The organism is Pantoea coffeiphila (assembly GCF_016909495.1).
Classification (GTDB): domain Bacteria; phylum Pseudomonadota; class Gammaproteobacteria; order Enterobacterales; family Enterobacteriaceae; genus Erwinia; species Erwinia coffeiphila.
On record NZ_JAFBFW010000003.1, the window covers coordinates 301,281 to 327,640 of the forward strand.

Consider the following 26,360-nt stretch of genomic DNA (forward strand, 5'->3'; position numbering starts at 1 on the left):
GAAATTCTCCGTTATATCCGACAGATTTCTGCGCCAGCGAATTTAAAAACCGTCGTATTTCTTGCAAAGACCGGAGAAAAATCAGGGCGATGTCTCCACCGCCCCTGAGGTATTACTGGCTGTTGCTCAGTACGCCATAAATGCGCTTAACCTGCTGGTCATAGGCGGTTAACCCGCCTGCTGAATAGATTGCTTTGGCGTCCAGATAAACAATATGGCCGTCTTTTGCCGCTCTGGTTGCACGCACCTGCGGATCGCCCAACAGTTTTTCCGCATTCGCCGGTCCCTGACCGATGGCGCTGTTGCGGTCGATCACGAAGATCCACTCCGGGTCTGCTTTTTTGATGCGGGCAGCATCAACGATTTCACCGAAACGGCCTTTGCCCTCGACCTGGGTCGCTTCTTTAAAGCCCAGCAGATCGAAGATAAAGCCGTAGTGGTCGCCATAGCCATAGGCCATCAGCTTATCGCCCGTCACCAGGACGGTCATCGCGGTGCCGGCTTTTTCCGCCAGCGGGCGCGTTTTTTGAATATCCTTGTTAAATGAGGCCAGTGCCTGCTCTGCCTGCGGCTGTTTATCAAACAGCTTGCCTAAGGTACGTGTGCGATCTTCAAGACTGCTCAGCAGATGAGCATTATCCACGGTCAGATCCAGCGTGGGTGCGACAGCGCGTAATTTATCGGTTGACTCAAATGCGCGGCTGCCGCCGATAATCAGGTCGGGCTTATGCTGTTTTAGCACCTCGAAATCGGGCTTAAACGGATTGCCAACGTTGTAATAGCTGTCTGACTCGTACTTGCTGAGATAGGCCGGATAACTGCCTTTTTCCTTAGGTAACGGCAGGCCGGAAACCTTTACTCCCAGCACATCAAGAATATCCAGCATGGCCAGATCGTAAACCACGACATTCTGCGGATTCTTATTCAGCGTCTGAGTATTGATGCTATCGGTAACGGGGATGCTGGTGGAAACAGTGTCGGCAGCGAATGTGCCACTGGCGGCGAGTAGCAGGCTGGTCGCCAGAATATTGCGAGTGAAACGAGGTAGGGGCATAAAACAACATCCTTTGTAAGTGTAAATGGTAATCGTTCTCAATTAATGATACTGCAAACGTTTCCTATGTACATAGGGCTGTTATTCGCTCTAACGTGCTGAATTCTGCTTGTTAAACATGCTTTTTGGAGAAATTTATAGCAGTCGGTCTGATTAAGATGAAAAAGCGAGAAAGGGGGCTTGTCAGGCTGCATCATCTGGTCCATAATGGCGCCCATTCCTGATTCGGGAATGAAGTAAAAGATTTAAATATCAAACAATTACCTACTGTTTGATAGCAGCACCACTCCTAAGCGGGAATAGCTCAGTTGGTAGAGCACGACCTTGCCAAGGTCGGGGTCGCGAGTTCGAGTCTCGTTTCCCGCTCCAAGTTTTCTTCCTATCGCCTTTCTAAATTCCAGTCGGTTTACTTTAATTTTCCCTGTTCTGCCCAAAAATTAGCACCAGCGTTGCAAGAAAAATTAACTTAATTTATTTAAGGATAATTATGTTCTGTCAGAGCGGTTCCTTTTACGGCTTTAGCGTTCGATGGGCGTTAGTGACGCTCTTGTGCTTATTGTTCTCCTCTCTGGCTTATGCCGCATCGGTGGTGGGTTTTAAAGAGATCGATCTGGATAAAGACGGTCCGCGCCCCCTGAAGTTTGCCATCTGGTATCCTGCGAAAAAACAAACCCACGCGGAAATGATAGCCGATAGCCGGATATTCTATGGTTTTAACGCCGTGCGGAACGGCGCGCCTGAAAGTGGTAAGCACCCGTTAATCGTCATTTCTCATGGCTACGGCGGCACGTGGCGAAATCTGAGCTGGCTGGCCGCTGATTTGGCCGATCGGGGATACGTTGTGGCTGCACCTAATCATCCCGGCACCAGTGCATTTAATCGCGATCCTCATCAGGCTGCGCAGTTAGCACTGCGTCCGCACGATCTCAGCCGGGTTATTGATGTGCTAGGCGCGAATTCCTCGCTGGCAGGAGAGATCGACGAGGAAAGGATTGCGGCTCTGGGCCATTCTCTTGGGGGATGGACCGTTGTTGCTCTGGCGGGTGGGCGTTTTGATACCGCCTTATTTAAAGAAGCATGCCGGATGTATCCCATTCTGAATGCCTGCGGCCTGGCTTCAACGCTGGATCTTGGTAATCCGGGGCTGGAAAAAAGCATGCAGGATCGGCGTATTAAAGCGTTTATCTCCCTGGATGGTGGGCTGATTCGTGGATTCACGTCACAGAGCCTGGGGGAAATAGCGATTCCTTCACTCATTATTGGTGCGGGTACGGATGTCGGTGATATGCCCGTTGCGCTTGAGTCCGGCTACCTGCATGCGTTTCTGCCAAAGGCAGGTTCTGATTATGTTGAAATCTCCGATGCTATGCATTTCAGCTTTCTCCAGCGCTGTAAACCGGGCGCGATAGCAATCCTGGCGGGTGAAGGGCAGGACATTCTCTGTAAGGATGGCGGAAACCGAAGCAGAGAGGAGATTCATCATCAAATCGCCGATCTTGTTATCGCGTTTCTTGGGAAAAACCTGCCGAAAACGACGGATTAAACCCACTCGGGAAGGAGAGGGGTTGCTGATAAGGCGGGGGTTTTCAGGGGGATAACGCCTTGCTGAGCGAAAAAATGAGAACCATGTGAATTTTTTTTGACGCGGCTCTTGCCAGCGCTACCAAACAGGTCCATAATAGCGACCTCTCCTCGGGAATCGAGGGGGAAAGCTAGGAAAATCAGTAAGTTACAACTTTCTAGTTCAGTAAAGCAGCACCACTCCTAAGCGGGAATAGCTCAGTTGGTAGAGCACGACCTTGCCAAGGTCGGGGTCGCGAGTTCGAGTCTCGTTTCCCGCTCCAATAATTTTTCATCTCATCATAATCATCAAATTATTCACAGCCTTTTGCTGAAGGATGTTTGTTTTTTATTGCTAAACGAAAATTGTTTTGAACAGAGTTATCCACAGGATAGTTTTCTGCTGCCTGCAATTGCCCGATCGGCAAATTCCTATGCCTTTTTCGCAAGTCATTGTTTTTTATCTATTTGTGAATATTTCAAAATGTTATCTGGATCGCTTGTCATTTCTGTGAAGATTGAATGACAAAGCTTTTTTATTTTTATTCACAGCGTGTGGAAAAATCTGCTGCGGTAAAAATTGACCCAATTGTGCATTTAAGCATCACGGGGTAATCCTTTTTCTATCGCTCGCACCAGGCGTCTCTGCTGGCTGCTCTGAACCTCAACAACATTTTCATCGCGCTTTGCCAGCTGACAGGCGATAGCCCAGCGGATATGCTCATCCAGCATTTCATTTTCCCCCAGTCTGGCCTCTAAAGCCTGAAGGTGTGATGCTTCCCAGGGCGCATTGCCCAGTGCTACGGCCACGTTACGCAACCAGCGCAGGTGCCCGATACGTCGGATCGCCGATCCCTCGGTTACCCGCAGGAATTTTGCTTCGTCCCAGGCGAACAGATCGATAAGCGGCGGCGCATGCAACACGGCACGAGGACTAAAATCATCTTCATCAGTCAACTGGCCGTAGCGGTTCCATGGACAGATTAGCTGGCAGTCATCGCAGCCGTAGATGCGGTTACCGATCAACGGCCGAAACTCTTCCGGAATCGCCCCTTCCAGTTCAATGGTCAGATACGAAATGCAGCGCCGGGCATCCACCTTGTAAGGTTCTACAATCGCCCCGGTTGGGCAGGTGGTGATACAGGCCACACAGCGTCCGCAGTTCTCTTCCACCGGGCTGTCGACGGGAAGCGGAAGATCGATCAGTAGTTCACCGAGAAAAAACCACGATCCGGCTTCCCGATTGAGGATCAGAGAATGTTTACCGGTCCAGCCAAGCCCTGCTTTTGCTGCAAGCGGGCGTTCCAGCACCGGTGCTGAATCAACAAAAGGACGAAATTGCGCTTCTTCGCAGCGTTCGCGGATCATATCGCCTAACTTTTTTAGACGGTTACGCAATACTTTGTGGTAATCACGACCAAGTGCATAGCGGCTAACATAGCCCAGGCGGGGATTTCTCAGCGTGCTGGCAAACGATGCTTTGGCCGGAAGATAGTTCATACGCACGCTGATCACCCGTAGCGTGCCTGGCATCAGTTCATGGGGACGGGCGCGCATCATTCCGTGACGCGCCATCCAGTCCATCTCTCCGTGATATTGTTTATCCAGCCAGGCCTGCAGGCGCGGTTCCTCCAGCGTTAAATCGGTATCGCAGATACCGACCTGCTGAAAGCCGAGCGACAGCCCCCACTGTTTAATATCCAGGGCGAGTTGATGGAAATCGAGAGGATGCGACATGAAGAACCTGAACCAGCAGAAAGACAACCTTAGTTTACCCTATTCTGTCTGGCCTGTGGAGGCGATAGCTCAGCTGGAGCGGGAAGGCGCTGATGCGCTGGGGATTACCCTCTTTGAACTGATGCAGCGGGCGGGGGAAGCGGCGTTTGACCGGATAAGGACCCTTTGGCCGGATTCCCAACACTGGCTGATTCTCTGCGGGCATGGCAACAATGGCGGGGACGGTTTTGTCATCGCGCGCCTGGCGAAAGCTGCCGGACTGACGGTCACGCTGATCGCCGTGGAAGGTCGCCATGCTCTGCCGGATGAAGCGCAGCAGGCCCGTGCTGCCTGGCTTGCCGCCGGAGGTGTGGTTCACGATCCGGCCATTGACTGGCCGGACGATCTGGATGTGATTGTCGATGCGCTGCTGGGCACCGGAATGAATCGGGCTCCGGCCGCTCCTTACGATCGTCTGATTGAGCAGGCAAATCGCTATCCGGCCCCGATTTTTTCCATTGATGTGCCGTCTGGGTTAGTGGCTGCTAACGGCACTACGCCAGGTGTGGCAATCGAAGCGACATTTACCCTGACGTTTATCGCCTTTAAACCGGGTTTGCTGACCGGAAAAGCACGTGACCATGTCGGGCAACTTGATTATCACAGTCTCGCTCTCGATCCCTGGCTGATAACGCAGCAGGCCCCAATCGCCCGCTATGATGCCGGTTATCTTTCCCACTGGCTGAAACCTCGGCGAGCCACTTCCCACAAGGGCGATCATGGCCGCCTGCTGCTGATTGGCGGCGATCACGGCACCGCAGGCGCGATACGGATGGCGGCTGAAGCCGCTTTACGCGCCGGGTCTGGTCTTGTGCGAGTACTTACTCACATTGATAACGTTGCCCCACTGCTGACGGCACGACCCGAGCTGATGGTACAAGAGTTAACGGCGTCCGCGCTGGATGACGGGCTGGAATGGGCCGATTTCATTGTTATCGGACCGGGTATGGGTCAGGGAGCCTGGGGCAAAAAAGCCCTGAAAAAAGTAGAAAACTCTCATAAACCGATGCTTTGGGATGCCGATGCGCTTAACCTGCTGGCAATCAGCCCCGATAAACGTCAAAATCGGATTATTACGCCGCATCCCGGTGAGGCAGCACGTCTGCTGAACGTGAAAGTGAGTGAAATTGAAAGCGACCGCTTACTTGCGGTGCGGCGGCTGGTAAAGCGCTATGGCGGAGTGGTGGTACTGAAAGGTGCCGGAACGCTGGTCGCGGAAGAGAGCGGTAAACTGGCAATTGCCGATGTAGGTAACGCCGGTATGGCCAGCGGTGGTATGGGAGATGTGTTATCTGGCATCATCGGTAGCCTGGCGGGGCAAAAATCCTCGCTCTACGATGCAGCCTGCGCAGGATGCGTTGCGCACGGAGCGGCAGCCGACGCGGTGGCCGCACGCTATGGTACACGCGGCATGTTAGCGACCGATCTTTTTTCCGTGCTGTATCTGTTTGTCAATCCTGAGATGTCGAATAAAAAAGAATGATGACCTGTGTAATCGCGTTGCCCGATGAGGCAGCAACCCTCGCATTGGGTGCCCGGCTGGCCCGCGTCTGTGACGGCGCGGCAACTCTTTATCTGTACGGCGACCTGGGCGCGGGAAAAACGACGTTCAGTCGCGGATTTTTACAGGCTTTAGGGCATCAGGGGAATGTGAAAAGTCCAACTTATACGCTGGTAGAACCCTACGAGCTGGTCGATCGCCGCGTGTATCATTTTGATCTCTATCGCCTGGCCGATCCGGAAGAGCTGGAATTTATGGGCATCCGCGATTACTTCACCAATGACAGTATTTGTCTGGTGGAGTGGCCACAGCAGGGAACCGGCGTGCTGCCGGAGCCGGATATGGAGCTGCATCTGAGCTATGAAGGGCATGCGCGCCACGCTGAACTGCGTGCACGTTCCGCTGCCGGTGAGTCCATGCTGCAGCAGTTTGCATCACAGCAGGGTGAGGGATGATGCGGCAGATTAAATCCTGGTTATTGCTTGCTCTGTTTTTCTGTTCGTTTGCCTCCGTGGCGGCAAGCCTTTCAGACATTAAAGTTTCCAACGGTAGCGACGAAGCCAAAGTCACGCTGAGCTTTGCCGGACAGCCGATTTACGCGTTCTTCCCGCTGCATAATCCCGATCGCGTGGTGCTGGACATCCGCCAGAGCGGCATTGTTGGCGGGCTGCCCCTGACTTTCAGCGGGGAAAATATCGTTAAGCGTATTCGCTCCAGCGAGGCGAAGGACAGCCAGAGCATCCGTCTGGTGTTCGAACTGACCCAGCCGGGTAAAACACGGGCAGTGACCCAGAAAAACGGTAGCAGCTACGACGTGGTGTTTACTATCAGCGGCACGCGCCCGGCGAAGGTAGCCAGCCGCCCGGCACCGGTCAGCAGCAGTAACGCTTCTCGGGCTACGGTTAGCGGCAGTACGGCTTCTCGCCCGACCAGCAGCCAGCCAGAGAAAAATCCGTTTAACGCTAATCCGGTTACGGCCGTCACCAGCGGTACGCAAACCGCTCGCCCGCGCAGCACTGCGGCCAGCAGCAGTGATACGGTAATTGTGGCGATCGACGCCGGGCACGGCGGTCAGGACCCGGGGGCCATTGGCGGCGGCGGGCTGAAAGAGAAGAACGTGACCATCGCCATTGCCCGCAAGCTCAAGGCGCTGCTGAATGACGACCCGATGTTTAAAGGCGTAATGACCCGAGATGGCGATTACTTTATCTCCGTGATGGGCCGTTCAGACGTGGCGCGTAAGCAAAATGCCAACCTGCTGGTCTCCATACACGCGGATGCGGCTCCTAACCGCAGTGCTTCGGGAGCCTCGGTATGGGTACTCTCTAACCGTCGCGCTAACAGTGAAATGGCCGGCTGGCTCGAACAGCATGAGAAACAGTCTGAACTGCTGGGCGGTGCGGGCGATTTGCTGGCTAACAGCCAGGCTGACCCCTACCTGAGCCAGGCGGTGCTGGATCTGCAGTTCGGCCACTCGCAGCGGGTAGGATATGATGTCGCCGTTAAAGTGATTGCTCAGCTGCAGCGCGTCGGTGCGCTGCATAAACGTCGTCCGGAACATGCCAGCCTGGGCGTTCTGCGCTCGCCGGATATTCCATCCCTGCTGGTGGAAACCGGCTTTATCAGCAACCCTTCGGAGGAGCGACTGCTTGGCAGTAGCGCTTACCAGCAGAAGATTGCCGAGTCGATTTATAAAGGCTTGCGCAACTACTTCCTGGCGCACCCGCTACAATCGGTCCCAAAGGAGGAAAACCGACCGTTGCAGTCCGCAGCGGCGGTTGAAGTAGAAGCTAACCCGGCACCGGCAGGAACGCAGTACACCGGCGCGACGCAGCGCCACGTGGTAAAACGCGGTGAAACGCTCTCCGGGATTGCGGCGCATTATGGCGTCAGCATGGCGACGCTGCGTTCCCTGAACACCCTGAAGAAAGATGTTGTCTGGGTTGGCCAGCGGCTGAAAGTGCCTGCGGGGAGCGTAAAGCAGATCGCCAGCACGGTTAAAGCCGCTAAGCCGCAGCGACATAAAGTGGTGCGGGGAGATTCTCTCACGGCGATTGCTGCGAAGTATGGCGTTAGCCCGCAGGCGATTCAGCAGGCGAACAAGATGAAAACGCAAAACGTGATGCTGGGTCAGACCTTGACCATTCCTACATCGTAATTGAGGACAGTTATGCCCATTCAGGTGCTACCACCGCAGCTTGCTAACCAGATTGCCGCTGGCGAAGTGGTCGAGCGCCCGGCCTCCGTGGTGAAAGAGCTGGTGGAAAACAGCCTGGATGCGGGGGCGACACGGATTGATATCGATATCGAAAAGGGCGGGGCAAAGCTGATTCGCATCCGTGATAACGGCAGCGGCATCGGTAAAGACGAACTGGCGATGGCCCTGGCCCGCCACGCGACGAGTAAAATCACCACGCTTGACGATCTTGAGGCGATTATCAGTCTCGGATTTCGCGGTGAGGCGCTGGCCAGTATCAGCTCGGTTTCCCGCCTGACGCTCACCTCGCGCACCGAGGCGCAGAGCGAAGCCTGGCAGGCCTATGCAGAAGGCCGCGATCAGGCGGTGACCGTGAAGCCTGCGGCACATCCGGTCGGAACGACCCTGGAAGTGCTCGACCTGTTTTATAACACGCCCGCCCGCCGCAAATTTATGCGCACCGAAAAGACCGAATTTACCCATATCGATGAAGTTGTGCGCCGCATTGCGCTGGCGCGTTTCGATGTGGCGATTAGCCTCAGCCACAATGGCAAGCTGGTGAGACAGTACCGTGGCGTCAGTGATGATACGCAGCGCGAGCGGCGGCTGGGTGCAATTTGCGGCACCGCGTTCATCAGCCACGCGCTGGCGATTGAGTGGCAGCATGGTGAACTGGCGCTGCGCGGCTGGGTTGCCGATCCCGCCGGGTCTAAGGTGCTGAGCGAGCTACAGTATTGCTATGTTAACGGTCGCATGATGCGCGATCGACTGATTAATCACGCTATTCGTCAGGCCTATCAGGATAAGCTGGGCGATCAGCACCAGCCCGCCTACGTGCTGTATCTTGAAATCGATCCGCATCAGGTCGATGTCAACGTTCACCCGGCCAAGCATGAGGTGCGCTTCCACCAGTCGCGGCTGGTGCATGATTTTATTTATCAGGGCGTGGTGAGCGTGTTGCAGGAAACTGGCCAGGAAACGCTGGCGGATCTTGAACCCGGTACGCCTGCCGATCGCTGGCAGCCTGAAAATCGCCAGGCGGCGGGTGGAAATCATTTCTCCACGCCTGCACCATCGGATGCAGACTATTCTGCGGGTGCGGGTGCGGGATTCAGTCTGGACCACGCTGCAACAGAGGTTCCTCGTTCATCTGTCGGCCCGTCACCCTCTTCAGCAGATAATATGCGCAGCGCTTCTGGCGGAGGTTCTTCAGAACGCGCATCCGGTGGTCTGGCAGGCGCAATGTTCCCGCACCGGCGGCAGGAGCCGGTTTATCAGAAACGTGAGGGTGCCGCTTATCAACAGCTGATGAATACGCCGCCAGCGCGATGCAACGAACCTGCTTTGCCCGCGCCGGAAAAAAGGACTCCGCAACCGCTAGCTGAAACACCGCTTAGCGGCCATACGCACAGCTTTGGCCGCGTGCTAACGGTGTTACAGCAGCATTACGCGCTGGTTGAAAGTTCAGAACGCTTATCGCTGGTCGCCCTCGCCGTTGCCGAACGCTGGCTGAAGCAGGCGCAGCTTGAACCTGGAACGGAAGGACTTAAACCGCAGCCGCTGTTGATCCCGGTACGACTCAAGCTCGATAAAGCCGAGCGAGAGGCGATGGGCCATTCGGCCACATTGCTAAATCAGCTGGGTATTGAACTGCTTGCGGAAGGCCAGCATGTGATGCTGCGCGCGGTGCCTTTACCATTACGCCAACAAAATTTACAAAACTTGATTCCAGAACTGTTAGGCTACTTGGCCCGGCAGCAGGATGTTTCAGCCAGTCAGATTGCGCAGTGGTTAGCGCGTCAATCGGTTTCTGAACATCAGCACTGGAATCACTCGCAGGCGATTGCCCTGCTGGCCGACGTTGAACGACTTTGCCCGCAGTTAGTGAAATCGCCACCTTCTGGATTAGTGCAAATTATTGATATTAATACGGCGATGAACGCCCTGAAGTATGAGTGAACAATCCACGGCTGGCCTGCCTAAGGCAATATTTTTGATGGGGCCTACGGCCTCCGGCAAGACCGCGCTGGCGATAGCCCTGCGTCAGGCGCTGCCGGTAGAGCTGATTAGCGTAGATTCCGCACTGATTTATCGCGGAATGGATATCGGCACCGCCAAGCCTTCAGCAGAAGAGCTGGCATTGGCGCCTCATCGTTTGCTGGACATCCGCGATCCCGCTGAAAGTTATTCAGCGGCAGAGTTTCGTCGCGATGCGCTGGCTGAAATGGCGGAGATTACCCAACGCGGGAATATTCCGTTGCTTGTTGGTGGCACCATGCTTTATTACAAGGCGTTACTGGAAGGATTATCCCCACTGCCCGCGGCCGATCCTGAAGTGCGTCAGCGTATAGAGCAAATGGCGAGTGAGAAGGGCTGGGAAGCACTTCATCGCCAGTTATGTGATGTTGATCCCGTTGCAGGACGTCGTATTCATCCGAATGATCCCCAGAGACTTTCGCGAGCACTGGAAGTTTTTTTTATTTCGGGTAAAACTTTAACGGAACTGACAAAAACGTCTGGAGACGCGCTGCCGTATGATGTTCACCAGTTTGCTATCGCGCCAGCGAGTCGTGAACTGATCCATCAGAGAATAGAGCTGCGTTTTCAACAGATGCTGGCGTCAGGATTTGAAGCGGAGGCTCGGGCGCTCTTTGCACGAGGTGATTTGCATACGGATATGCCTTCCATTCGTTGTGTTGGTTATCGCCAGATGTGGTCATTTTTGTCCGGTGAAATTGATTACGATGAAATGGTTTATCGGGGAATTTGCGCAACCCGGCAGTTAGCTAAACGTCAGATAACCTGGCTACGCGGTTGGAAAGATGTCCACTGGCTTGACAGTGAACAGCCCGAAGAAGCGTATTCCAGAGTGTTACACGTTCTTAGTGCGAAGCCTGGGTGATTGTGTACAATTGGTGCGTTATCGCGCGCAAATTTTTTACGTCGTATTTCGAATCGCAAGGTTCTTAAGTTACAAACAACAAGCATATAAGGAAAAGATAGAATGGCTAAGGGGCAATCATTGCAAGATCCGTTCTTGAACGCACTGCGTCGTGAACGTGTTCCGGTTTCGATTTATTTGGTGAATGGCATCAAACTTCAGGGTCAGATTGAGTCGTTTGATCAGTTTGTCATTCTTTTGAAAAATACGGTTAGCCAGATGGTGTATAAGCACGCGATCTCAACCGTTGTTCCGTCCCGTCCCGTTTCCCATCACAGCAATAATGCGGGTGGCGGTAGCAGCAACTATCATCATGGCGGAAGTAACCAGGGGGCATCTTCTCAGCCTCAGCAAGACAATGATGACGCTGAATAAATAGCGCCGCTGTCTATCCATGACGGGGAGTTGTTCCCCGTCCTGGCATAACGTTTTATCCTGATTTTCTCATCTCGTTTTGGCGGGATGATATCGCGTAGAAATGCCGTTTATTGAGCTGGCGCGCCATGTTTAAGCTGATTTTGATGCAGTATGGCCATCGGGTAGCAGGTTCAACCAGGTTCTGAGAGGTTTAAGTTTGTTTGACCGTTATGATGCCGGTGAGCAGGCCGTACTGGTACACATCTATTTTTCGCAAGACAAAGATATGGAAGATCTACAGGAGTTTGAAACTCTGGTTTCTTCCGCTGGCGTTGAAGCGCTCCGTGTCGTTACCGGTAGCCGTAAAGCACCGCACCCTAAATACTTTGTCGGTGAAGGAAAAGCTGTAGAAATTGCCGAAGCGGTTAAAGAGAGCGGGGCTTCCGTGGTGCTTTTTGACCACTCGCTCAGCCCGGCGCAGGAGCGTAACCTTGAAGCGCTCTGTGAGTGCCGCGTGATTGATCGTACCGGACTTATTCTGGATATCTTCGCCCAGCGCGCGCGAACTCATGAAGGCAAATTACAGGTAGAACTGGCGCAGCTGCGTCATCTTGCGACCCGTCTTGTACGCGGCTGGACGCACCTTGAGCGCCAGAAAGGCGGTATCGGTTTGCGTGGCCCGGGCGAAACCCAGCTCGAAACCGACCGTCGGTTATTAAGAAATCGTATTACGCTTATTCTTTCTCGTCTTGAGCGCGTTGAGAAACAGCGCGAACAGGGCAGGCAGGCGCGCAGCAAAGCCGATGTGCCGACCGTTTCGCTGGTGGGCTATACCAACGCCGGTAAGTCCACCCTGTTTAACCGTTTGACGTCTGCCGATGTTTACGCAGCCGATCAGCTGTTTGCTACGCTGGACCCGACGCTGCGCCGGGTGAATGTTGCCGACGTGGGCGAGGTTGTGCTGGCGGATACGGTGGGTTTTATCCGCCATCTTCCCCATGACCTGGTTGCTGCGTTTAAAGCCACGCTGCAGGAAACGCGTCAGGCGACGCTTCTGCTGCATATCATTGATGCTGCCGATGTCCGTCTTGATGAAAACATTGAAGCGGTAAACGTCGTGCTGGAAGAGATCGAGTCTGATGAGATCCCCAGCCTGCTGATTATGAATAAGATTGATATGCTGGAAGATTTCGTCCCGCGTATCGATCGTGATGAAGAAAACCTGCCGATCCGCGTCTGGCTGTCCGCACAAACCGGCGAGGGGGTTCCGCTACTGTTCCAGGCTCTGACTGAGCGTCTGGCCGGTGAAATTGCGCAGTATGATTTGTGTTTGCCGCCGGAAGCGGGGCGGCTGCGCAGTCGTTTTTATCAGCTTCAGGCGATAGAAAAAGAGTGGAATGAGGATGATGGTAGCGTAGGTTTACACATACGCATGCCGATCGTTGACTGGCGACGTCTGTGCAAGCAGGAGCCGGAGCTGGTGAATTACATTGTTTGACTGATTTTGCCTGACACGCGTATCCCGGCTTGGGATACCACCGCACACACAATTAATGGAGCATAAACATGGCGTGGAATCAGCCCGGAAATAACGGACAGGACCGCGACCCGTGGGGAAGCAGCAATAATCAAGGCGGCAACTCTGGGGGAAATAAGGGAGGACGTGATAAAGGTCCTCCTGATTTGGATGATATCTTCCGTAAACTGAGCAATAAGCTTGGTGGTCTGGGCGGTGGCAAAAAAGGTGGCGATGGCGGCAATGGTAACGATCAGCGTCGTTCCGGTAACACCGGGCGTCTGGTCAGCATCGCGGCAGCGGCTGTAGTGGTCATTTGGGCCGGTAGCGGCTTCTATACCATCAAAGAAGCCGAACGTGGTGTGGTAACTCGTTTTGGTAAATTCAGCCATCTGGTTGAACCCGGCCTGAACTGGAAGCCAACCTTTATCGATCAGGTCCGTGCAGTTAACGTTGAGGCGGTGCGCGAGCTTTCTGCCTCCGGTACGATGCTGACCTCCGATGAAAACGTCGTGCGCGTTGAAATGAACGTGCAGTACCGCGTCACCAACCCTGAACGCTATCTGTTCTCGGTGACCAGCGCGGATGACAGTCTGCGTCAGGCAACCGACAGCGCCCTGCGCGGCGTGATTGGTCGCTCAACGATGGACCGCATTCTGACCGAAGGCCGTACCGTTGTGCGTAGCGATACCCAGCGCGAGCTGGAAGAAACCATTCGCCCTTACGATATGGGGATTACGCTGCTGGACGTTAACTTCCAGACTGCGCGTCCACCGGAAGAGGTGAAGGCCGCATTTGACGATGCGATTGCCGCACGTGAAAACCGCGAGCAGAAAGTGCGTGAAGCGGAAGCCTACGCGAACGGAGAAATCCCGGTAGCCCGCGGTAAAGCGCAGGAAACGCTGGAACGAGCCCGTGCTTATAAAGCGCGTGTGACGCTGGAAGCGCAGGGTGAAGTGGACAGCTTCGCACGTATTCTGCCGGAGTATAAAGCTGCACCGCAGATTACCCGTGAACGTTTGTATATCGAAACCATGGAACGCGTGCTGGGCCATACGCGTAAAGTACTGGTAAACGACAAAGGCAACAGCCTGATGGTTCTGCCACTGGACCAGCTGATGCGTGGCCAGTCTGGAAACGCTCCGGCGAGCAGCGGTGACAGCAGCAATCTGATGCGTCTGCCCCCTGCCAGCAGCGGCAGCGAACGCGCCAGCAGCAGTACGTCGTTCAGCCCGGACGACATCATGGATCAGCGCAGGGTGAACTCCCAGCGTAACGATACCCAGCGCGAAGGGAGAGAGTAATCGATGCGTAAGCCATTAATCGTATTATTGATTGTTGTGCTGGTGGTGCTGTACGCGTCACTGTTTGTTGTACAGGAAGGGCAGCGTGGCATTGTGATGCGCTTCGGTAAAGTTCTGCGTGATGATGAGAACAAGCCGCTGGTCTATGAACCAGGCCTGCACTTTAAGATCCCATTCCTGGAATCTATGAAGCCGCTTGATGCCCGTATCCAGACCATGGATAACCAGGCCGATCGCTTCGTGACCAAAGAGAAGAAAGATCTGATCGTTGACTCCTATATCAAATGGCGCATCAGCGATTTCAGCCGTTACTACCTCGCTACCGGCGGTGGCGATGTATCCCAGGCTGAAGTTCTGCTGAAACGTAAGTTCAGTGACCGTCTGCGTTCTGAGATTGGTCGCCTGGACGTAAAAGATATCGTCACCGACTCACGTGGTCGCCTGACTACCGACGTTCGCGATGCGCTGAACACCGGTAGTGCCGGCCAGGATGATGAAGTTGCCACACCGGCAGCGGACGATGCGATTGCTTCGGTTGCGGCGCGCGTTGAGCGTGAAACGTCAAGCAAAGAACCGTCGATCAACCCAAACAGCATGGCTGCGTTAGGTATTCAGGTGGTGGATGTTCGCATCAAGCAGATCAACCTGCCGACCGAAGTCTCTGACGCGATCTTTGCCCGTATGCGTGCCGAACGTGAATCCGTTGCCCGCAGTCAGCGTGCGCAGGGTGATGAAGAAGCAGCAAAAGTGACCGCGCAGGCGGATTATGAAGTTGCCTTCATCGGTGCTCAGGCAGAACGTCAGGCGCGTATCACCCGCGGTGAAGGTGATGCTGAAGCAGCAAAACTGTTTGCCGATGCCTTCAGCCAGGATCAGGATTTCTATGCGTTTATGCGTAGCCTGCGTGCCTACGAGAACAGCTTCAAGAGCAATCAGGACGTGATGGTGCTCAGCCCGGATAGCGACTTCTTCCGCTTTATGAAGAATCCGTCTACCACGACGCGCTGATAATCTGTTATAACTGCGAAAGGCCGGATTTATCCGGCCTTTTTTTATGGCCGGAATTTGCCCGGCAGCGGCTGGCAGAACAGTAACGAGATCGACGAAGATGAATGCAATTGTGTGGATGGCGCTGGGCCTGGTGCTGGTTTTTGAAGGGTTGGGTCCGATGCTCTGGCCGCGTATTTGGCGGCGGATGATTTTGTCGATGGCGCAGCTACCGGATGCATTACTGCGCAGGGTCGGCGGCGGGTTGGTTGTGGCCGGTGCTGTGATCTACTACATGATTAGCGTACGTAACGGTGGCTAAATCCACCGTATGTTGTGATATCCGGCCGGTTATGGCGATTGTCGGCAAAAAAGTACGCAATCGTATGCTAAAACAGCTGAAAGACTAAAATGACGATGGTAGAATCCATTTTTAAGCAATCGGTGATTTTGAGAAATGGGTAAGAACGTCGTCGTACTGGGCACCCAATGGGGTGACGAAGGTAAAGGTAAGATTGTTGACCTCCTGACAGAACGTGCTAAATACGTAGTGCGCTATCAGGGCGGCCATAACGCTGGCCATACGCTAGTCATCAACGGTGAAAAAACCGTCCTCCACTTAATTCCATCTGGCATCCTGCGTGAAAACGTGACCAGCATCATCGGCAACGGTGTTGTACTGTCTCCGGCTGCGCTGATGAAAGAGATGAAAGGTCTGGAAGATCGCGGCTTCCCGGTACGCGAACGTCTGTTCATTTCTGAAGCCTGCCCGCTGATCCTTGAGTATCACGTGGCGCTGGACGTTGCGCGCGAAAAAGCACGCGGCGCGAAAGCGATCGGCACGACCGGTCGCGGTATCGGCCCGGCTTACGAAGATAAAGTGGCTCGTCGTGGCCTGCGCGTTGGTGACCTGTTCAATAAAGAAACCTTCGCGGCCAAGCTGAAAGAAGTAATGGAATACCATAACTTCCAGCTGGTTAACTTCTACAAAGCCGATGCGGTTGACTACGATAAAGTGCTGGCGGATACCCTGGCCATTGCCGATATTCTGACCGGTATGGTGGTTGACGTGTCTGAACTGCTGGACGGCGCGCGCAAGCGTGGCGATCTGATCATGTTCGAAGGCGCACAGGGTACGCTGCTGGATATCGACCATGGTACTTATCCGTACGTGACCTCGTCTAACACCACCGCAGGTGGCGTGGCAACGGGTTCAGGTATCGGTCCGCGCTATGTTGATTACGTTCTGGGTATCGTTAAAGCCTACTCCACTCGCGTGGGTGCAGGCCCGTTCCCAACCGAACTGTTCGACGAAACCGGTGAGTTCCTGTGCGAGAAAGGCAACGAGTTCGGTGCTACCACTGGTCGTCGTCGTCGTACCGGCTGGCTGGATGCGGTTGCCGTGCGTCGCGCCGTGCAGATCAACTCCCTCTCTGGCTTCTGCATGACCAAACTGGACGTGCTGGATGGTCTGAAAGAAGTGAAAATCTGTGTGGCATACCGTATGCCGGACGGCAGCGAAGTGACCACCACTCCGCTGGCGGCAGAAAACTGGGAAGGTATCGAGCCAATCTACGAAACCCTGCCAGGCTGGAGTGAAACGACCTTTGGCGTGAAAACGCGTGATGGTCTGCCGCAGGCAGCGCTTGATTACATCAAGCGCGTTGAAGAAGTGACCGGCGTACCGGTTGATATTATTTCAACCGGTCCGGACCGTAGTGAAACGATGATTCTGCGCGACCCGTTTGACGCATAATTGTATTTCAGGCCGGGCATTGCCCGGCCAGATCCTTTCCTGCACTGGTTTCCTGCCGTCCCCGTCAGTTCGTTTCACCAATGCCGCTTGTTTAAATAAAATCGCCCCTTTGCGGTGGCTGGTTTATTATCATTGCTAACAAAGTCCATTCTTAAGCGGATTACAGCTTCAATACGGGTTTTATCCTTGAGGTTACTGTGCAGCTAACCAGTTTTACCGATTACGGCTTGCGTGCGCTGATCTACCTTGCCTCTCTGCCAGAGGGCCAGATGACCAGCATCACCGAAGTGACAGACACTTATGGCGTGTCCCGTAATCATATGGTCAAAATTATCAATCAACTTAGCCGTGCCGGCTATATCGCGGCGATGCGCGGTAAAAATGGCGGTATTCGCCTGGGCAGACCGGCTGAGGAGATAGTGATAGGCCAGGTAGTCCGTGATATGGAACCGCTTCAGCTGGTGAATTGCCACAGCGATTTCTGCCATATCACCTCTGCCTGTCGCCTGAAAAAGGCGCTGCATGATGCTGTCCAGAGCTTCCTGCGGGAACTGGACAATTACACCCTGGCTGACCTGGTGGAAGATAACCATCCGCTTTACAAAATTTTGCTGACCGACCGCGTGTCGCTCAGCAGCTGACAACGGAGGAACCTCGATGTCAAAAGATCCCTTTCAGGAAAGAGAAGCTGAAAAGTACGAAAACCCGATCCCCAGCCGTGAGTTTATTCTCGCGCACCTGGACAAACGTGAAAAGCCTGCCAGCCGGGAAGAGCTGGCGGTAGAGCTATCCATTAACGGTGAAGAGCAGACCGAAGCGCTGCGCCGCCGCCTGCGCGCCATGGAGCGCGACGGGCAGCTGGTCTTCACCCGCCGCCAGTGCTACGCGCTGCCGGAACGCCTCGATCTGTTAAAAGGCAAAGTCATTGGCCATCGTGATGGTTTTGGCTTCCTGCGTATTGAAGGCAGCAAAGACGATCTTTATCTCTCTGCCGAGCAGATGAAGATGTGCATGCACGGCGATATCATTCTCGCTCAGGCCATGGGCGCCGATCGCCGTGGCCGTCGCGAAGTGCGCGTGGTGCGCGTAGTAGAACCGCGCAGCGCACAAATTGTTGGCCGCTACTTTACCGATGCCGGCGTCGGCTTCGTTGTTCCCGACGACAGCCGTCTGAGCTTCGATATTTTGATCCCGGCCGAAGAGCTGATGGGCGCAAAAATGGGCTTTGTGGTGGTGGTGGAGCTGACGCAGCGCCCGACCCGCCGTACTAAAGCCATTGGTAAAATCGTCGAGGTGCTTGGCGATAACATGGGCACCAGTCTGGCCGTTGAAATGGCGCTGCGCACCCATGATATTCCGCACGTCTGGCCGCCGGAGCTGGAAAAACAGATCGCTCATCTGAGTGAAGAAGTACCGGAAGAGGCGAAAAAAGGCCGTGTGGATCTACGCGATCTGCCGCTGGTCACCATTGATGGTGAAGATGCCCGCGACTTCGATGACGCCGTATTCTGTGAACGTAAGCGCGGCGGCGGCTGGCGTCTGTGGGTTGCCATTGCGGACGTCAGCTACTACGTGCGTCCTGGCACGCCGCTGGATGCCGAAGCGATTAACCGTGGTACATCAGTGTACTTCCCGTCGCAGGTTGTACCGATGCTGCCGGAAGTGCTGTCAAACGGCCTGTGCTCGCTGAATCCGGAAGTGGATCGTCTGTGCATGGTGTGCGAGATGACCGTTTCCTCCACCGGTAAACTGACCGGCTACAAGCACTATGAAGCGGTCATGAACTCGTTCGCCCGCCTGACCTATAACAAGGTGTGGAACATTCTGCAGGGCGATCAGGAACTGCGCGAGCAGTATCAGCCGCTGGTGAAAGACCTGGAAGAGCTGCACCGCATGTATCTGGCGCTGGAGAAATCCCGCGAGCAGCGCGGCGGTATCTCGTTTGAAACGGAAGAGGCGAAGTTTATCTTCAATGCTGAACGCCGTATCGATCGTATTGAGCAGGTTTCCCGCAACGACGCGCATAAGCTGATCGAAGAGTGCATGATCCTCGCCAACATCGCCTCGGCTCGCTTCGTTGAGAAGAATAATGAACCGGCGCTGTTCCGCGATCACGATCGTCCAAGCGATGACAGCATCAAGAGCTTCCGTTCCGTGCTTAATGAGCTGGGCCTGACGCTGCCGGGTGGCAACAAGCCGCAGCCGCTGGACTACGCCGAGCTGCTCAGCCAGATTGCGGGCCGTCCTGACCACGAAATGCTGCAAACCATGCTGCTGCGTTCCATGAAGCAGGCGGTGTACGATCCGGAGAACCGTGGCCACTTTGGCCTGGCACTGGCTTCCTACGCGCATTTCACCTCGCCGATCCGTCGTTATCCGGACCTGCTGCTGCACCGTGCCATTAAGTATCTGCTGGCGAAAGAGAACAACACACTGCAGGGGAATACCACGCCAACCGGTGGTTTCCACTACGATCTGCAGCAGATGCTACAGTTTGGCCAGCACTGTTCGATGACCGAGCGCCGTGCTGACGAAGCGACGCGCGACGTTGCCGACTGGCTGAAGTGTGACTTTATGCAGGACCAGGTGGGTGAAACCTTCAGCGGGGTGATTTCCAGCGTGACCGGCTTTGGTTTCTTCGTGCGTCTTGACGATCTGTTTATCGACGGCCTGGTACACGTGTCGACGCTGGACAACGACTACTACCGCTTTGACGCCGTTGGTCAGCGCCTGATCGGCGAGTCCGGTGGCCGTACCTATCGCCTGGGCGATTCGGTGGAAGTACGCGTTGATGCGGTGCATATGGACGAGCGTAAGATTGATTTCGCACTGATCTCCAGCCAGCGTAAGCCGCGCGGTGAAGGGAAAACCGAGCGTGAACGCGAAAAACGCGGTGTGGCCAAAAACAGCGGTAACCGCCGCCGTGCCCCGCGTCCGGGCAGTAAAAATTTCGAGCCGGACAGCGACTTCCGCAAAGCGGGCGAGTCAAAAAACGCCCAACCGGCGAAAAAAGAAAAAAAGCCACGCAAGCCGTCGGATAAAACCCGTAAAATCGCCGCCGCCACCAAAGCGAAACGCGCAGGGAAAAAATCCGACCGCGACTAACTGAGCGGTGTGAATAACCGGCAGCAGGGGGGCGAGCGTTGACGCGTTTGCCCCTTTCAACTGAATGATGACCTTTGAGTAACTGAACCATGAGTGAAATTGTTTTTGGTATCCACGCCGTACAGGCGCTGCTGGACAGCGACCCCCAGCGTTTCCAGGAAGTCTTTATCCAAAAAGGGCGCGACGATCGCCGCTTACAAACGCTGGTGAAAGCGCTGGAAGCGCAGGGCGTGGTGATTCAGGTGGCGAACAAGCAGATGCTGGACAGCAAGTCTGAAGGCGCCGTGCATCAGGGCATTATTGCCCGCATTAAACCGGGCCGTCAGTATCAGGAAGGCGATCTTCCCGATCTGCTGGAGAGCCTGGAAAGCCCGTTCTTCCTGATCCTCGACGGCGTGACCGACCCGCATAACCTGGGGGCCTGCCTGCGCAGCGCCGACGCCGCAGGCGTTCATGCGGTTATCGTACCGAAAGATCGCTCCGCCGCCCTGAATGCGACCGCGAAGAAAGTGGCCAGCGGTGCCGCCGAGCATGTGCCGCTGATCCGTGTGACCAACCTGGCACGCACCATGCGCCAGCTGCAGGAATCCAACGTGTGGATCGTCGGCACCGCCGGTGAGGCCGACCACGACCTGTACCAGAGCAAAATGACCGGCCCGATGGCGCTGGTGATGGGTGCAGAAGGCGAGGGCATGCGCCGCCTGACGCGCGAGCACTGCGATGAACTGATTAGTATTCCGATGGCGGGCAGCGTGTCTTCACTGAACGTTTCCGTCGCGACCGGTATTTGCCTGTTTGAAGCGGTACGTCAGCGCAGCGTTAAGTAAATTGTTCGGGGCGTGACCTGCGCCCCAGCATTCTTCGCCCCTCGTTTTATCCTGTCATCTGGCCCGTTTTAAACAGGATGCCGTGATGGACTGGAAAACCCATACTGTTTTCAATCAACCCGCCCCCCTCAGCAATAGCAATCTGTTTCTTTCCGATATTCCGCTGCGCGACGCCGTGTTGCGTCACGGCGCTGGCTGGGATGCTGAACGCCTGGCTTCCGTCGGACAACAGCTGGGCAGCGCGGAATCGCTTGAGCTTGGAAGGCTGGCAAACCGTAATCCACCGGAGCTGCTGCGCTACGATGCCACGGGGGAAAGGCTGGATGATGTGCGTTTCCATCCTGCATGGCATCTGCTGATGCAGGGGCTGTGTGCGAACCGGGTGCACAATCTGCCGTGGCAGCCCGATGCGCCAGAGAATGCCTTCGTGGCACGCGCCGCTCGTTTCATCCTGCATGCCCAGGTCGAGGCCGGAACGCTGTGTCCGGTTACCATGACCTTCGGTGCCATTCCGCTGCTACAGCGCCATTTGCCCGCCGGCTTTCACGCCTGGCTGCCGGGGCTGCTCTCCGATCGCTACGACGCCCATCTTCAGCCAGGTGACCAAAAGCGCGGCCTGTTGATTGGCATGGGCATGACTGAAAAGCAGGGCGGAACCGACGTGTTGAGCAATACCACCCGCGCTGAACCCGTCAGCCATCGTGGCCCCGGTGAATGCTACCGGCTGGTCGGGCATAAATGGTTTTTCTCGGTGCCGCAAAGCGATGCTCATCTGGTACTGGCGCAGACCCCTGCTGGCCTCTCGTGTTTTTTCCTGCCGCGATTGCTGCCGGACGGCACGCGCAATGGGGTACAGATCGAGCGTCTGAAAGACAAACTCGGCAACCGCTCCAATGCCAGTAGTGAAGTGGAGTTCAGGGATGCGCTTGGCTGGCTGATTGGCGACGAGGGCGAAGGGGTACGGCAAATCCTGAAAATGGGCGGTTACACGCGCTTTGACTGCGCGCTGGGTAGCCATGGTCAGATGCGTCGTGCATTTTCAGTGGCGCTGTACCATGCCCATCAGCGGCAGGTGCAGGGGAAAACTCTGGTAGACCAGCCGCTGATGCGCCAGGTATTGGCCTCTCAGGCGCTGGTACTGGAAGGGCAAACGGCGCTGCTGATGCGTCTTGCTCGTGCCTGGTCTGATGCCAAAGATGAAGCCGAGCGGGGCTACAGCCGCCTGCTCACCCCCGCTGCCAAATACGTTATCTGTAAACGCGGAATCCCGTTTGTGGCCGAATCGATGGAGGTACTTGGCGGCATCGGCTACTGCGAAGACAGCGAACTGCCCCGACTCTATCGTGAGATGCCGGTTAACAGCATCTGGGAGGGGTCTGGCAACGTGATGTGCCTGGACGTGCTGCGAGTCTTACTTAAGCAGCCAGCGATCGGTGAGCGACTGGATGCGCAGTTTGCCGAGGTGAAAGGGATTAACCGACATTTTGACCAGCAGTGGCGGCAGCTCAGATTATTACTTCGCCAGCCGGATGAAGCGCGAGCGCGAGGTCTGGTTGAACGGCTGTTCTCACTGGCGACGGCGGAGCAGGTGCTGCGCTATCTTGAGCCGCCGCTGGCGGACGCGTGGTGCCGCCAGCAGCTGGACTCACGTGGAGGCGCGGCAATCCCCGATGAGGTTTGCCAGCGCCTGCTACTGCGCGCCAGCGGCGTGAGTTGATGGCCCGTAGAAGATCGCCGAAGCGTACCACATGCCCGGAGCCACCGTTTCGCTCACCAGCTGGATCAGGTAGTAGCTGGCCCCGCTGGCGTTGGCTTTTGCCGCCAGCGCCCGCTCGGCGTCGTCCGGGGAGCCGCGCACTGTGACGCTGGCCGTTCCCAGTCGGGTCAGATTGGTGCTTTGGGCGCGGACGATCTCCTGAGCGTGGTCCGCTGGCGGCGGTGGTGGCTGGGGCGTGGTTTTCAGCGCGCTGCAGGCGCTCAGCAGCAGGATGACGGATAACGCAATGATCGGACGCATCTTCAGCTCTCTTTGATGGCAGTGGCATGAGTTTACGTCATTCCACGCCAGAGGGAGACGATTTCACCTGAAATGCCTGCGCCAGATGAGCAAAATTCTGCCCCGGCGGCGGCTGTCGCAGCGGCTTTGAGCAAGAATTTATCGCCCGTGCTGCGGCCGCGTTTTATTTATCTACGCGAACGATCTTTACCTTGTGTTTCCCACCCCTCGCCAGTATGATTACGCGTCAATTTTTCAGCCGCATTCTCAAGTTGTAGCCTGCTAATCGTTGGTTACGGCTTATAACGTTCCTTGCTTCCATGGGCCGCGGCTGACCCCGACAGGAGGCTGAATAATCCGTAAGGAGCAAATTCGATGCGTCATTACGAAATCGTATTTATGGTTCACCCTGACCAGAGCGAACAGGTTCCTGGCATGATCGAGCGCTACTCTGCCACCATCACTGGTGCAGAAGGTACGATCCACCGCCTGGAAGACTGGGGCCGTCGTCAGCTGGCTTACCCGATCAACAAACTGCACAAAGCTCACTACGTTCTGCTGAACGTTGAAGCTCCGCAGGAAGCGATCGATGAGCTGGAAACTAACTTCCGCTTCAACGACGCCGTTATCCGCAGCATGGTTATGCGCGTTAAGCACGCGGTAACTGAAGCATCTCCGATGGTTAAAGCGAAAGACGAGCGCCGTGAGCGTCGTGAAGATTTCGCTAACGAAACCTCTGATGATGCAGATGCTGGGGATTCTGAAGAGTAATTTCTATGACGGCTAACCGTCTGACGCTGTCTGGCACCGTGTGCAAGACGCCGATGCGAAAAGTCAGCCCGTCAGGAATTCCACACTGCCAGTTCGTGCTTGAGCATCGATCACAGCAGGTGGAAGCCGGTTTTACCCGGCAAGCCTGGTGCCGTATGCCGGTGATTATCAGCGGCAAAGCCCATCAGGCCATTACTCAAAGTATAACGGTCGGCACGCAGGTCACGGTTCAGGGTTTTATTTGCAGCCATCAAGGGCGCAACGGCCTGAACAAACTCGTACTGCATGCCGAGCAGATTGAATTGATAGATTCTGGAGACTAGCCAAATGGCACGTTATTTCCGTCGTCGCAAGTTCTGCCGTTTCACCGCGGAAGGCGTTCAAGAGATCGATTATAAAGATATCGCAACGCTGAAAAACTACATCACTGAAAGCGGCAAGATCGTACCAAGCCGTATCACCGGTACTCGTGCAAAATACCAGCGTCAGCTGGCTCGTGCTATCAAGCGCGCGCGTTACCTGTCCCTGCTGCCGTACACCGATCGTCATCAGTAACGGCAACTGTCTATTAACGACTTTAAGAGGATAAGGTAATGCAAGTTATTCTGCTTGATAAAGTAGCAAACCTGGGCACCCTGGGCGACCAGGTAAACGTTAAAGCGGGCTACGCTCGTAACTTCCTGGTACCACAGGGCAAAGCTGTTCCTGCTACCAAGAAAAACGTTGAGTTCTTCGAAGCACGCCGTGCAGAACTGGAAGCCAAACTGGCTGACGTTCTGTCTGCTGCTAACGCTCGCGCTGAGAAAATCAACGCACTGGGCACCGTTACCATCGCGTCTAAAGCAGGCGACGAAGGTAAACTGTTCGGTTCTATCGGTACCCGCGACATCGCTGACGCTGTAACTGCAGCTGGCGTTGAAGTGGCTAAGAGCGAAGTTCGTCTGCCGAACGGCGTTCTGCGCACCACCGGTGAGCACGAAGTGGACTTCCAGGTTCACAGCGAAGTATTCGCGAAACTGATCGTGAATGTAGTTGCTGAAGCTTAATCGCTTTTAGCAATTAAAAACGCCGGCCTCGTGCCGGCGTTTTTGTTTCTGCTGAAAGCTGAAGACGCTGTGCATCCCCAGCTTTGCCAACGCGTTACTGAGCGCGAATAAACGAACCGTCTGCCTGACGAGTAAACAGAATTTCCCTGCCCGCTGACTCCAGCGTTAACCCCGTCACAACGCCAGCTGCATTTAGCCGAATCTTCACTCTCTGGCCCGCATTCAATGTACTGAGCGGTTTATCACTGCCTTCCACCTGCGCCATCGCAAAGACATCGTTAACCGGCAGATTATTATCGCGGAACAGCTGTGCCAGCGTCTGGCCGGACGCAATCGTATAGTTGCGCCACTGCCCGCGTGAATCACCCTGCGTGCTGCTGCTTTGTGGGAAATCGTCGGCGATATTCGCCTGTAACGGCACTTCAGTCCCCTCAGAACCGCTTTGCAGCGGCGTAACCGGTGCTCGCTGCGGGGAAGGGGCTGGCCACAGGAAAGCGAGTAAGATCACCACGACTGCGACGATAATACCGCGACGGTGTGGGGCGGGGAGCGGGTCCATCCAGTGCATCTTATCCGGCAGATGCCAGATATGGCTGAGCCACGCGGGGGAGCGTGAAACTTTCGATGCATTTGGCATAGCTTCCTCCTTTCGGCGCACGCTGCGCGCCATAAGTAAGACTCTGGCCATCCAGCTTTTCCATGCGAAAGAGAAACGTGGCTGGCTTTTCCTGCGCCGGCGGGCAATTTGGCCCATTTATACCTCTGAGTACACTGTAGCTGAACCGGTTACCCCTGGGGTGAAAAAATTCCGCAATCTGGACAAACGTGGTCTGTTTTTATTCTGGGAACGGGAAAGACACGCTGTGCGGTAACCATTTGAGCATTCTGAATAATTGAAGACATTATTGTTTCTCTTTCGCGATCAAAAGTCACCAGTAGAAGATGGGATTTTACGCACGTTCTCTGCGCTGTTATGCTTCGGCTTCTGTTTTATCAATGATGAAAGGAAAATCCATGACAACCCCTTCTTTTGACAGTGTAGAAGCGCAAGCAAGTTACGGTATCGGTTTACAGGTTGGCCAACAGCTGCAGGAATCTGGTCTGCAGGGTCTGCAACCAGAGGCGCTACTGGCGGGCCTGCGTGATGCGCTGGAAGGGAATGCCCCGGCTGTTCCTGTTGATGTTGTTCACCGCGCGCTGCGTGAAGTTCATGAGCGTGCTGAAGTTGTGCGCCAGGAGCGTCAGAAAGCTCTGGCAGTGGAAGGTCAGAAATTCCTGGAAGAGAACGCGAAGCGTGACGGCGTCAGCAGCACCGAAACCGGCCTGCAGTTTAGCGTGCTGACTCAGGGTGAAGGTGCCATCCCATCCCGTCAGGATCGCGTACGCGTTCACTACACCGGTAAACTGATCGACGGCAGCGTGTTTGACAGCTCTGTACAGCGCGGTGAACCGGCTGAGTTCCCGGTCAGCGGCGTGATCCCAGGCTGGATCGAAGCGCTTACCCTGATGCCGGTTGGCTCTAAGTGGGAGCTGGTTATCCCTCACAACCTGGCCTACGGCGAGCGCGGTGCAGGCGCATCAATCCCGCCATACAGCACGCTGGTATTTGAAGTCGAACTGCTGGAAATTCTGTAATCCCTCAGGCGCGCCCTGTGGGGCGCGCCTG

The 26,360-nt window shown here is 55.2% G+C and carries 25 protein-coding genes and 2 tRNA genes; 23 read left to right on the forward strand and 4 right to left on the reverse strand.

The genetic code is table 11. The annotated features are described in order from the left end of the window. Nucleotides 1-112 precede the first annotated feature (112 nt). Nucleotides 113-1,054, reverse strand: coding sequence for a siderophore ABC transporter substrate-binding protein (locus JOE09_RS11110; protein WP_205065821.1), 942 nt, complete (start codon nt 1,052-1,054; stop codon nt 113-115). 293 nt (nt 1,055-1,347) lie between these two features. Here JOE09_RS11110 and JOE09_RS11115 point away from each other — a divergent pair. The 3 genes from JOE09_RS11115 (at nt 1,348) to JOE09_RS11125 (ending at nt 2,898) form a co-directional block, all read left to right on the forward strand. Then, a tRNA-Gly gene (locus JOE09_RS11115) sits at nt 1,348-1,423 on the forward strand. A gap of 169 nt (nt 1,424-1,592) precedes the next feature. Beyond that, the gene (locus tag JOE09_RS11120) at nt 1,593-2,597 is read left to right on the forward strand and encodes an alpha/beta fold hydrolase (RefSeq protein ID WP_205065822.1); all 1,005 of its coding nucleotides are present in this window, start codon (nt 1,593-1,595) and stop codon (nt 2,595-2,597) included. A gap of 225 nt (nt 2,598-2,822) precedes the next feature. Beyond that, nucleotides 2,823-2,898: transfer RNA gene (locus JOE09_RS11125), tRNA-Gly, on the forward strand. A gap of 313 nt (nt 2,899-3,211) precedes the next feature. On the opposite strand, the gene queG is transcribed toward JOE09_RS11125, so the two are convergent. After that, nucleotides 3,212-4,351, reverse strand: coding sequence for a tRNA epoxyqueuosine(34) reductase QueG (gene queG / locus JOE09_RS11130; protein WP_205065823.1), 1,140 nt, complete (start codon nt 4,349-4,351; stop codon nt 3,212-3,214). On the opposite strand from queG, the gene nnr reads away from it, so the two are divergent. From nnr to JOE09_RS11205, 15 genes are all read left to right on the forward strand, one after another. Continuing rightward, entirely contained in the window at nt 4,350-5,873 is a 1,524-nt protein-coding gene (gene nnr, locus JOE09_RS11135; protein ID WP_205065824.1) for a bifunctional ADP-dependent NAD(P)H-hydrate dehydratase/NAD(P)H-hydrate epimerase, read from the forward strand. The genes queG and nnr overlap by 2 nt on opposite strands. Further along, the gene (gene tsaE, locus JOE09_RS11140; RefSeq protein ID WP_105592091.1) at nt 5,870-6,346 is read left to right on the forward strand and encodes a tRNA (adenosine(37)-N6)-threonylcarbamoyltransferase complex ATPase subunit type 1 TsaE; all 477 of its coding nucleotides are present in this window, start codon (nt 5,870-5,872) and stop codon (nt 6,344-6,346) included. Before nnr ends, tsaE begins: the two co-directional genes overlap by 4 nt. Next, entirely contained in the window at nt 6,343-8,049 is a 1,707-nt protein-coding gene (gene amiB, locus JOE09_RS11145; RefSeq protein WP_420830631.1) for an N-acetylmuramoyl-L-alanine amidase AmiB, read from the forward strand. Before tsaE ends, amiB begins: the two co-directional genes overlap by 4 nt. A gap of 12 nt (nt 8,050-8,061) precedes the next feature. Further along, nucleotides 8,062-10,047 (forward strand): DNA mismatch repair endonuclease MutL, encoded by a 1,986-nt coding sequence (gene mutL / locus JOE09_RS11150; protein ID WP_205065825.1) that lies wholly within the window; start codon nt 8,062-8,064, stop codon nt 10,045-10,047. Then, nucleotides 10,040-10,990 (forward strand): tRNA (adenosine(37)-N6)-dimethylallyltransferase MiaA, encoded by a 951-nt coding sequence (miaA, locus tag JOE09_RS11155; RefSeq protein WP_200543351.1) that lies wholly within the window; start codon nt 10,040-10,042, stop codon nt 10,988-10,990. Before mutL ends, miaA begins: the two co-directional genes overlap by 8 nt. Before the next feature lie 102 nt (nt 10,991-11,092). After that, nucleotides 11,093-11,404: an RNA chaperone Hfq gene (gene hfq / locus JOE09_RS11160; RefSeq protein WP_205065826.1), complete on the forward strand. Its 312-nt coding sequence runs from the start codon at nt 11,093-11,095 to the stop codon at nt 11,402-11,404. Between the two features lie 199 nt (nt 11,405-11,603). Further along, entirely contained in the window at nt 11,604-12,884 is a 1,281-nt protein-coding gene (gene hflX, locus JOE09_RS11165) for a ribosome rescue GTPase HflX (protein ID WP_205065827.1), read from the forward strand. 68 nt (nt 12,885-12,952) lie between these two features. After that, entirely contained in the window at nt 12,953-14,206 is a 1,254-nt protein-coding gene (hflK, locus tag JOE09_RS11170; RefSeq protein ID WP_205065828.1) for an FtsH protease activity modulator HflK, read from the forward strand. Between the two features lie 3 nt (nt 14,207-14,209). Next, nucleotides 14,210-15,214 (forward strand): protease modulator HflC, encoded by a 1,005-nt coding sequence (gene hflC / locus JOE09_RS11175; RefSeq protein ID WP_205065829.1) that lies wholly within the window; start codon nt 14,210-14,212, stop codon nt 15,212-15,214. A gap of 100 nt (nt 15,215-15,314) precedes the next feature. Further along, on the forward strand, nt 15,315-15,515 hold the full coding sequence (locus JOE09_RS11180) for a DUF2065 domain-containing protein (RefSeq protein WP_205065830.1): 201 nt from the start codon (nt 15,315-15,317) through the stop codon (nt 15,513-15,515). 135 nt (nt 15,516-15,650) lie between these two features. After that, nucleotides 15,651-16,949, forward strand: a complete 1,299-nt coding sequence (locus JOE09_RS11185) for an adenylosuccinate synthase (protein WP_205065831.1) — start codon at nt 15,651-15,653, stop codon at nt 16,947-16,949. 197 nt (nt 16,950-17,146) lie between these two features. Beyond that, nucleotides 17,147-17,590: a nitric oxide-sensing transcriptional repressor NsrR gene (gene nsrR, locus JOE09_RS11190; protein ID WP_105592082.1), complete on the forward strand. Its 444-nt coding sequence runs from the start codon at nt 17,147-17,149 to the stop codon at nt 17,588-17,590. A 16-nt stretch (nt 17,591-17,606) separates the two neighbouring features. Then, a complete protein-coding gene (gene rnr / locus JOE09_RS11195; RefSeq protein ID WP_105592081.1) occupies nt 17,607-20,054 on the forward strand; it encodes a ribonuclease R in 2,448 nt (815 codons plus the stop codon). Between the two features lie 89 nt (nt 20,055-20,143). Beyond that, nucleotides 20,144-20,881, forward strand: coding sequence for a 23S rRNA (guanosine(2251)-2'-O)-methyltransferase RlmB (rlmB, locus tag JOE09_RS11200; protein WP_105592080.1), 738 nt, complete (start codon nt 20,144-20,146; stop codon nt 20,879-20,881). 85 nt (nt 20,882-20,966) lie between these two features. Further along, the gene (locus tag JOE09_RS11205) at nt 20,967-22,598 is read left to right on the forward strand and encodes an isovaleryl-CoA dehydrogenase (RefSeq protein WP_205065832.1); all 1,632 of its coding nucleotides are present in this window, start codon (nt 20,967-20,969) and stop codon (nt 22,596-22,598) included. On the opposite strand, the gene bsmA is transcribed toward JOE09_RS11205, so the two are convergent. After that, the gene (gene bsmA / locus JOE09_RS11210) at nt 22,572-22,898 is read right to left on the reverse strand and encodes a biofilm peroxide resistance protein BsmA (RefSeq protein WP_200560599.1); all 327 of its coding nucleotides are present in this window, start codon (nt 22,896-22,898) and stop codon (nt 22,572-22,574) included. The two genes, JOE09_RS11205 and bsmA, sit on opposite strands and share 27 nt — an antisense overlap. A 354-nt stretch (nt 22,899-23,252) precedes the next feature. On the opposite strand from bsmA, the gene rpsF reads away from it, so the two are divergent. The 4 genes from rpsF to rplI are packed head-to-tail and all read left to right on the forward strand — an operon-like array spanning nt 23,253 to nt 24,694. Further along, nucleotides 23,253-23,648: a 30S ribosomal protein S6 gene (gene rpsF, locus JOE09_RS11215; protein ID WP_004160104.1), complete on the forward strand. Its 396-nt coding sequence runs from the start codon at nt 23,253-23,255 to the stop codon at nt 23,646-23,648. 5 nt (nt 23,649-23,653) lie between these two features. Then, nucleotides 23,654-23,971 (forward strand): primosomal replication protein N, encoded by a 318-nt coding sequence (priB, locus tag JOE09_RS11220; RefSeq protein WP_123331634.1) that lies wholly within the window; start codon nt 23,654-23,656, stop codon nt 23,969-23,971. Between the two features lie 4 nt (nt 23,972-23,975). Further along, nucleotides 23,976-24,203: a 30S ribosomal protein S18 gene (rpsR, locus tag JOE09_RS11225; protein ID WP_000135199.1), complete on the forward strand. Its 228-nt coding sequence runs from the start codon at nt 23,976-23,978 to the stop codon at nt 24,201-24,203. Between the two features lie 38 nt (nt 24,204-24,241). Continuing rightward, a complete protein-coding gene (gene rplI, locus JOE09_RS11230) occupies nt 24,242-24,694 on the forward strand; it encodes a 50S ribosomal protein L9 (RefSeq protein WP_105592076.1) in 453 nt (150 codons plus the stop codon). 94 nt (nt 24,695-24,788) lie between these two features. On the opposite strand, the gene JOE09_RS11235 is transcribed toward rplI, so the two are convergent. Continuing rightward, the gene (locus JOE09_RS11235) at nt 24,789-25,331 is read right to left on the reverse strand and encodes an OapA family protein (RefSeq protein WP_105592322.1); all 543 of its coding nucleotides are present in this window, start codon (nt 25,329-25,331) and stop codon (nt 24,789-24,791) included. A gap of 377 nt (nt 25,332-25,708) precedes the next feature. Between JOE09_RS11235 and fklB the strand changes: the two genes are divergently transcribed. Beyond that, nucleotides 25,709-26,329 carry a BamJ family beta-barrel-assembly machinery protein gene (gene fklB / locus JOE09_RS11240; RefSeq protein WP_105592075.1) on the forward strand — a complete coding sequence of 207 codons (621 nt, stop codon included), beginning with the start codon at nt 25,709-25,711 and terminating at the stop codon, nt 26,327-26,329. The last annotated feature ends 31 nt before the right edge of the window (nt 26,330-26,360 follow it).

Coding starts and splice junctions, on each gene's coding strand:
- JOE09_RS11110 (WP_205065821.1), bottom strand. CDS start 1,054: ATGCCCCTACCTCGTTTCACTCGCAATATTCTGGCGACCAGCCTGCTA.
- nnr (WP_205065824.1), top strand. CDS start 4,350: ATGAAGAACCTGAACCAGCAGAAAGACAACCTTAGTTTACCCTATTCT.
- queG (WP_205065823.1), bottom strand. CDS start 4,351: ATGTCGCATCCTCTCGATTTCCATCAACTCGCCCTGGATATTAAACAG.
- tsaE (WP_105592091.1), top strand. CDS start 5,870: ATGATGACCTGTGTAATCGCGTTGCCCGATGAGGCAGCAACCCTCGCA.
- amiB (WP_420830631.1), top strand. CDS start 6,343: ATGATGCGGCAGATTAAATCCTGGTTATTGCTTGCTCTGTTTTTCTGT.
- mutL (WP_205065825.1), top strand. CDS start 8,062: ATGCCCATTCAGGTGCTACCACCGCAGCTTGCTAACCAGATTGCCGCT.
- miaA (WP_200543351.1), top strand. CDS start 10,040: ATGAGTGAACAATCCACGGCTGGCCTGCCTAAGGCAATATTTTTGATG.
- hfq (WP_205065826.1), top strand. CDS start 11,093: ATGGCTAAGGGGCAATCATTGCAAGATCCGTTCTTGAACGCACTGCGT.
- hflK (WP_205065828.1), top strand. CDS start 12,953: ATGGCGTGGAATCAGCCCGGAAATAACGGACAGGACCGCGACCCGTGG.
- hflC (WP_205065829.1), top strand. CDS start 14,210: ATGCGTAAGCCATTAATCGTATTATTGATTGTTGTGCTGGTGGTGCTG.
- JOE09_RS11180 (WP_205065830.1), top strand. CDS start 15,315: ATGAATGCAATTGTGTGGATGGCGCTGGGCCTGGTGCTGGTTTTTGAA.
- JOE09_RS11185 (WP_205065831.1), top strand. CDS start 15,651: ATGGGTAAGAACGTCGTCGTACTGGGCACCCAATGGGGTGACGAAGGT.
- rnr (WP_105592081.1), top strand. CDS start 17,607: ATGTCAAAAGATCCCTTTCAGGAAAGAGAAGCTGAAAAGTACGAAAAC.
- rlmB (WP_105592080.1), top strand. CDS start 20,144: ATGAGTGAAATTGTTTTTGGTATCCACGCCGTACAGGCGCTGCTGGAC.
- JOE09_RS11205 (WP_205065832.1), top strand. CDS start 20,967: ATGGACTGGAAAACCCATACTGTTTTCAATCAACCCGCCCCCCTCAGC.
- bsmA (WP_200560599.1), bottom strand. CDS start 22,898: ATGCGTCCGATCATTGCGTTATCCGTCATCCTGCTGCTGAGCGCCTGC.
- rpsF (WP_004160104.1), top strand. CDS start 23,253: ATGCGTCATTACGAAATCGTATTTATGGTTCACCCTGACCAGAGCGAA.
- priB (WP_123331634.1), top strand. CDS start 23,654: ATGACGGCTAACCGTCTGACGCTGTCTGGCACCGTGTGCAAGACGCCG.
- rpsR (WP_000135199.1), top strand. CDS start 23,976: ATGGCACGTTATTTCCGTCGTCGCAAGTTCTGCCGTTTCACCGCGGAA.
- rplI (WP_105592076.1), top strand. CDS start 24,242: ATGCAAGTTATTCTGCTTGATAAAGTAGCAAACCTGGGCACCCTGGGC.
- JOE09_RS11235 (WP_105592322.1), bottom strand. CDS start 25,331: ATGCCAAATGCATCGAAAGTTTCACGCTCCCCCGCGTGGCTCAGCCAT.
- fklB (WP_105592075.1), top strand. CDS start 25,709: ATGACAACCCCTTCTTTTGACAGTGTAGAAGCGCAAGCAAGTTACGGT.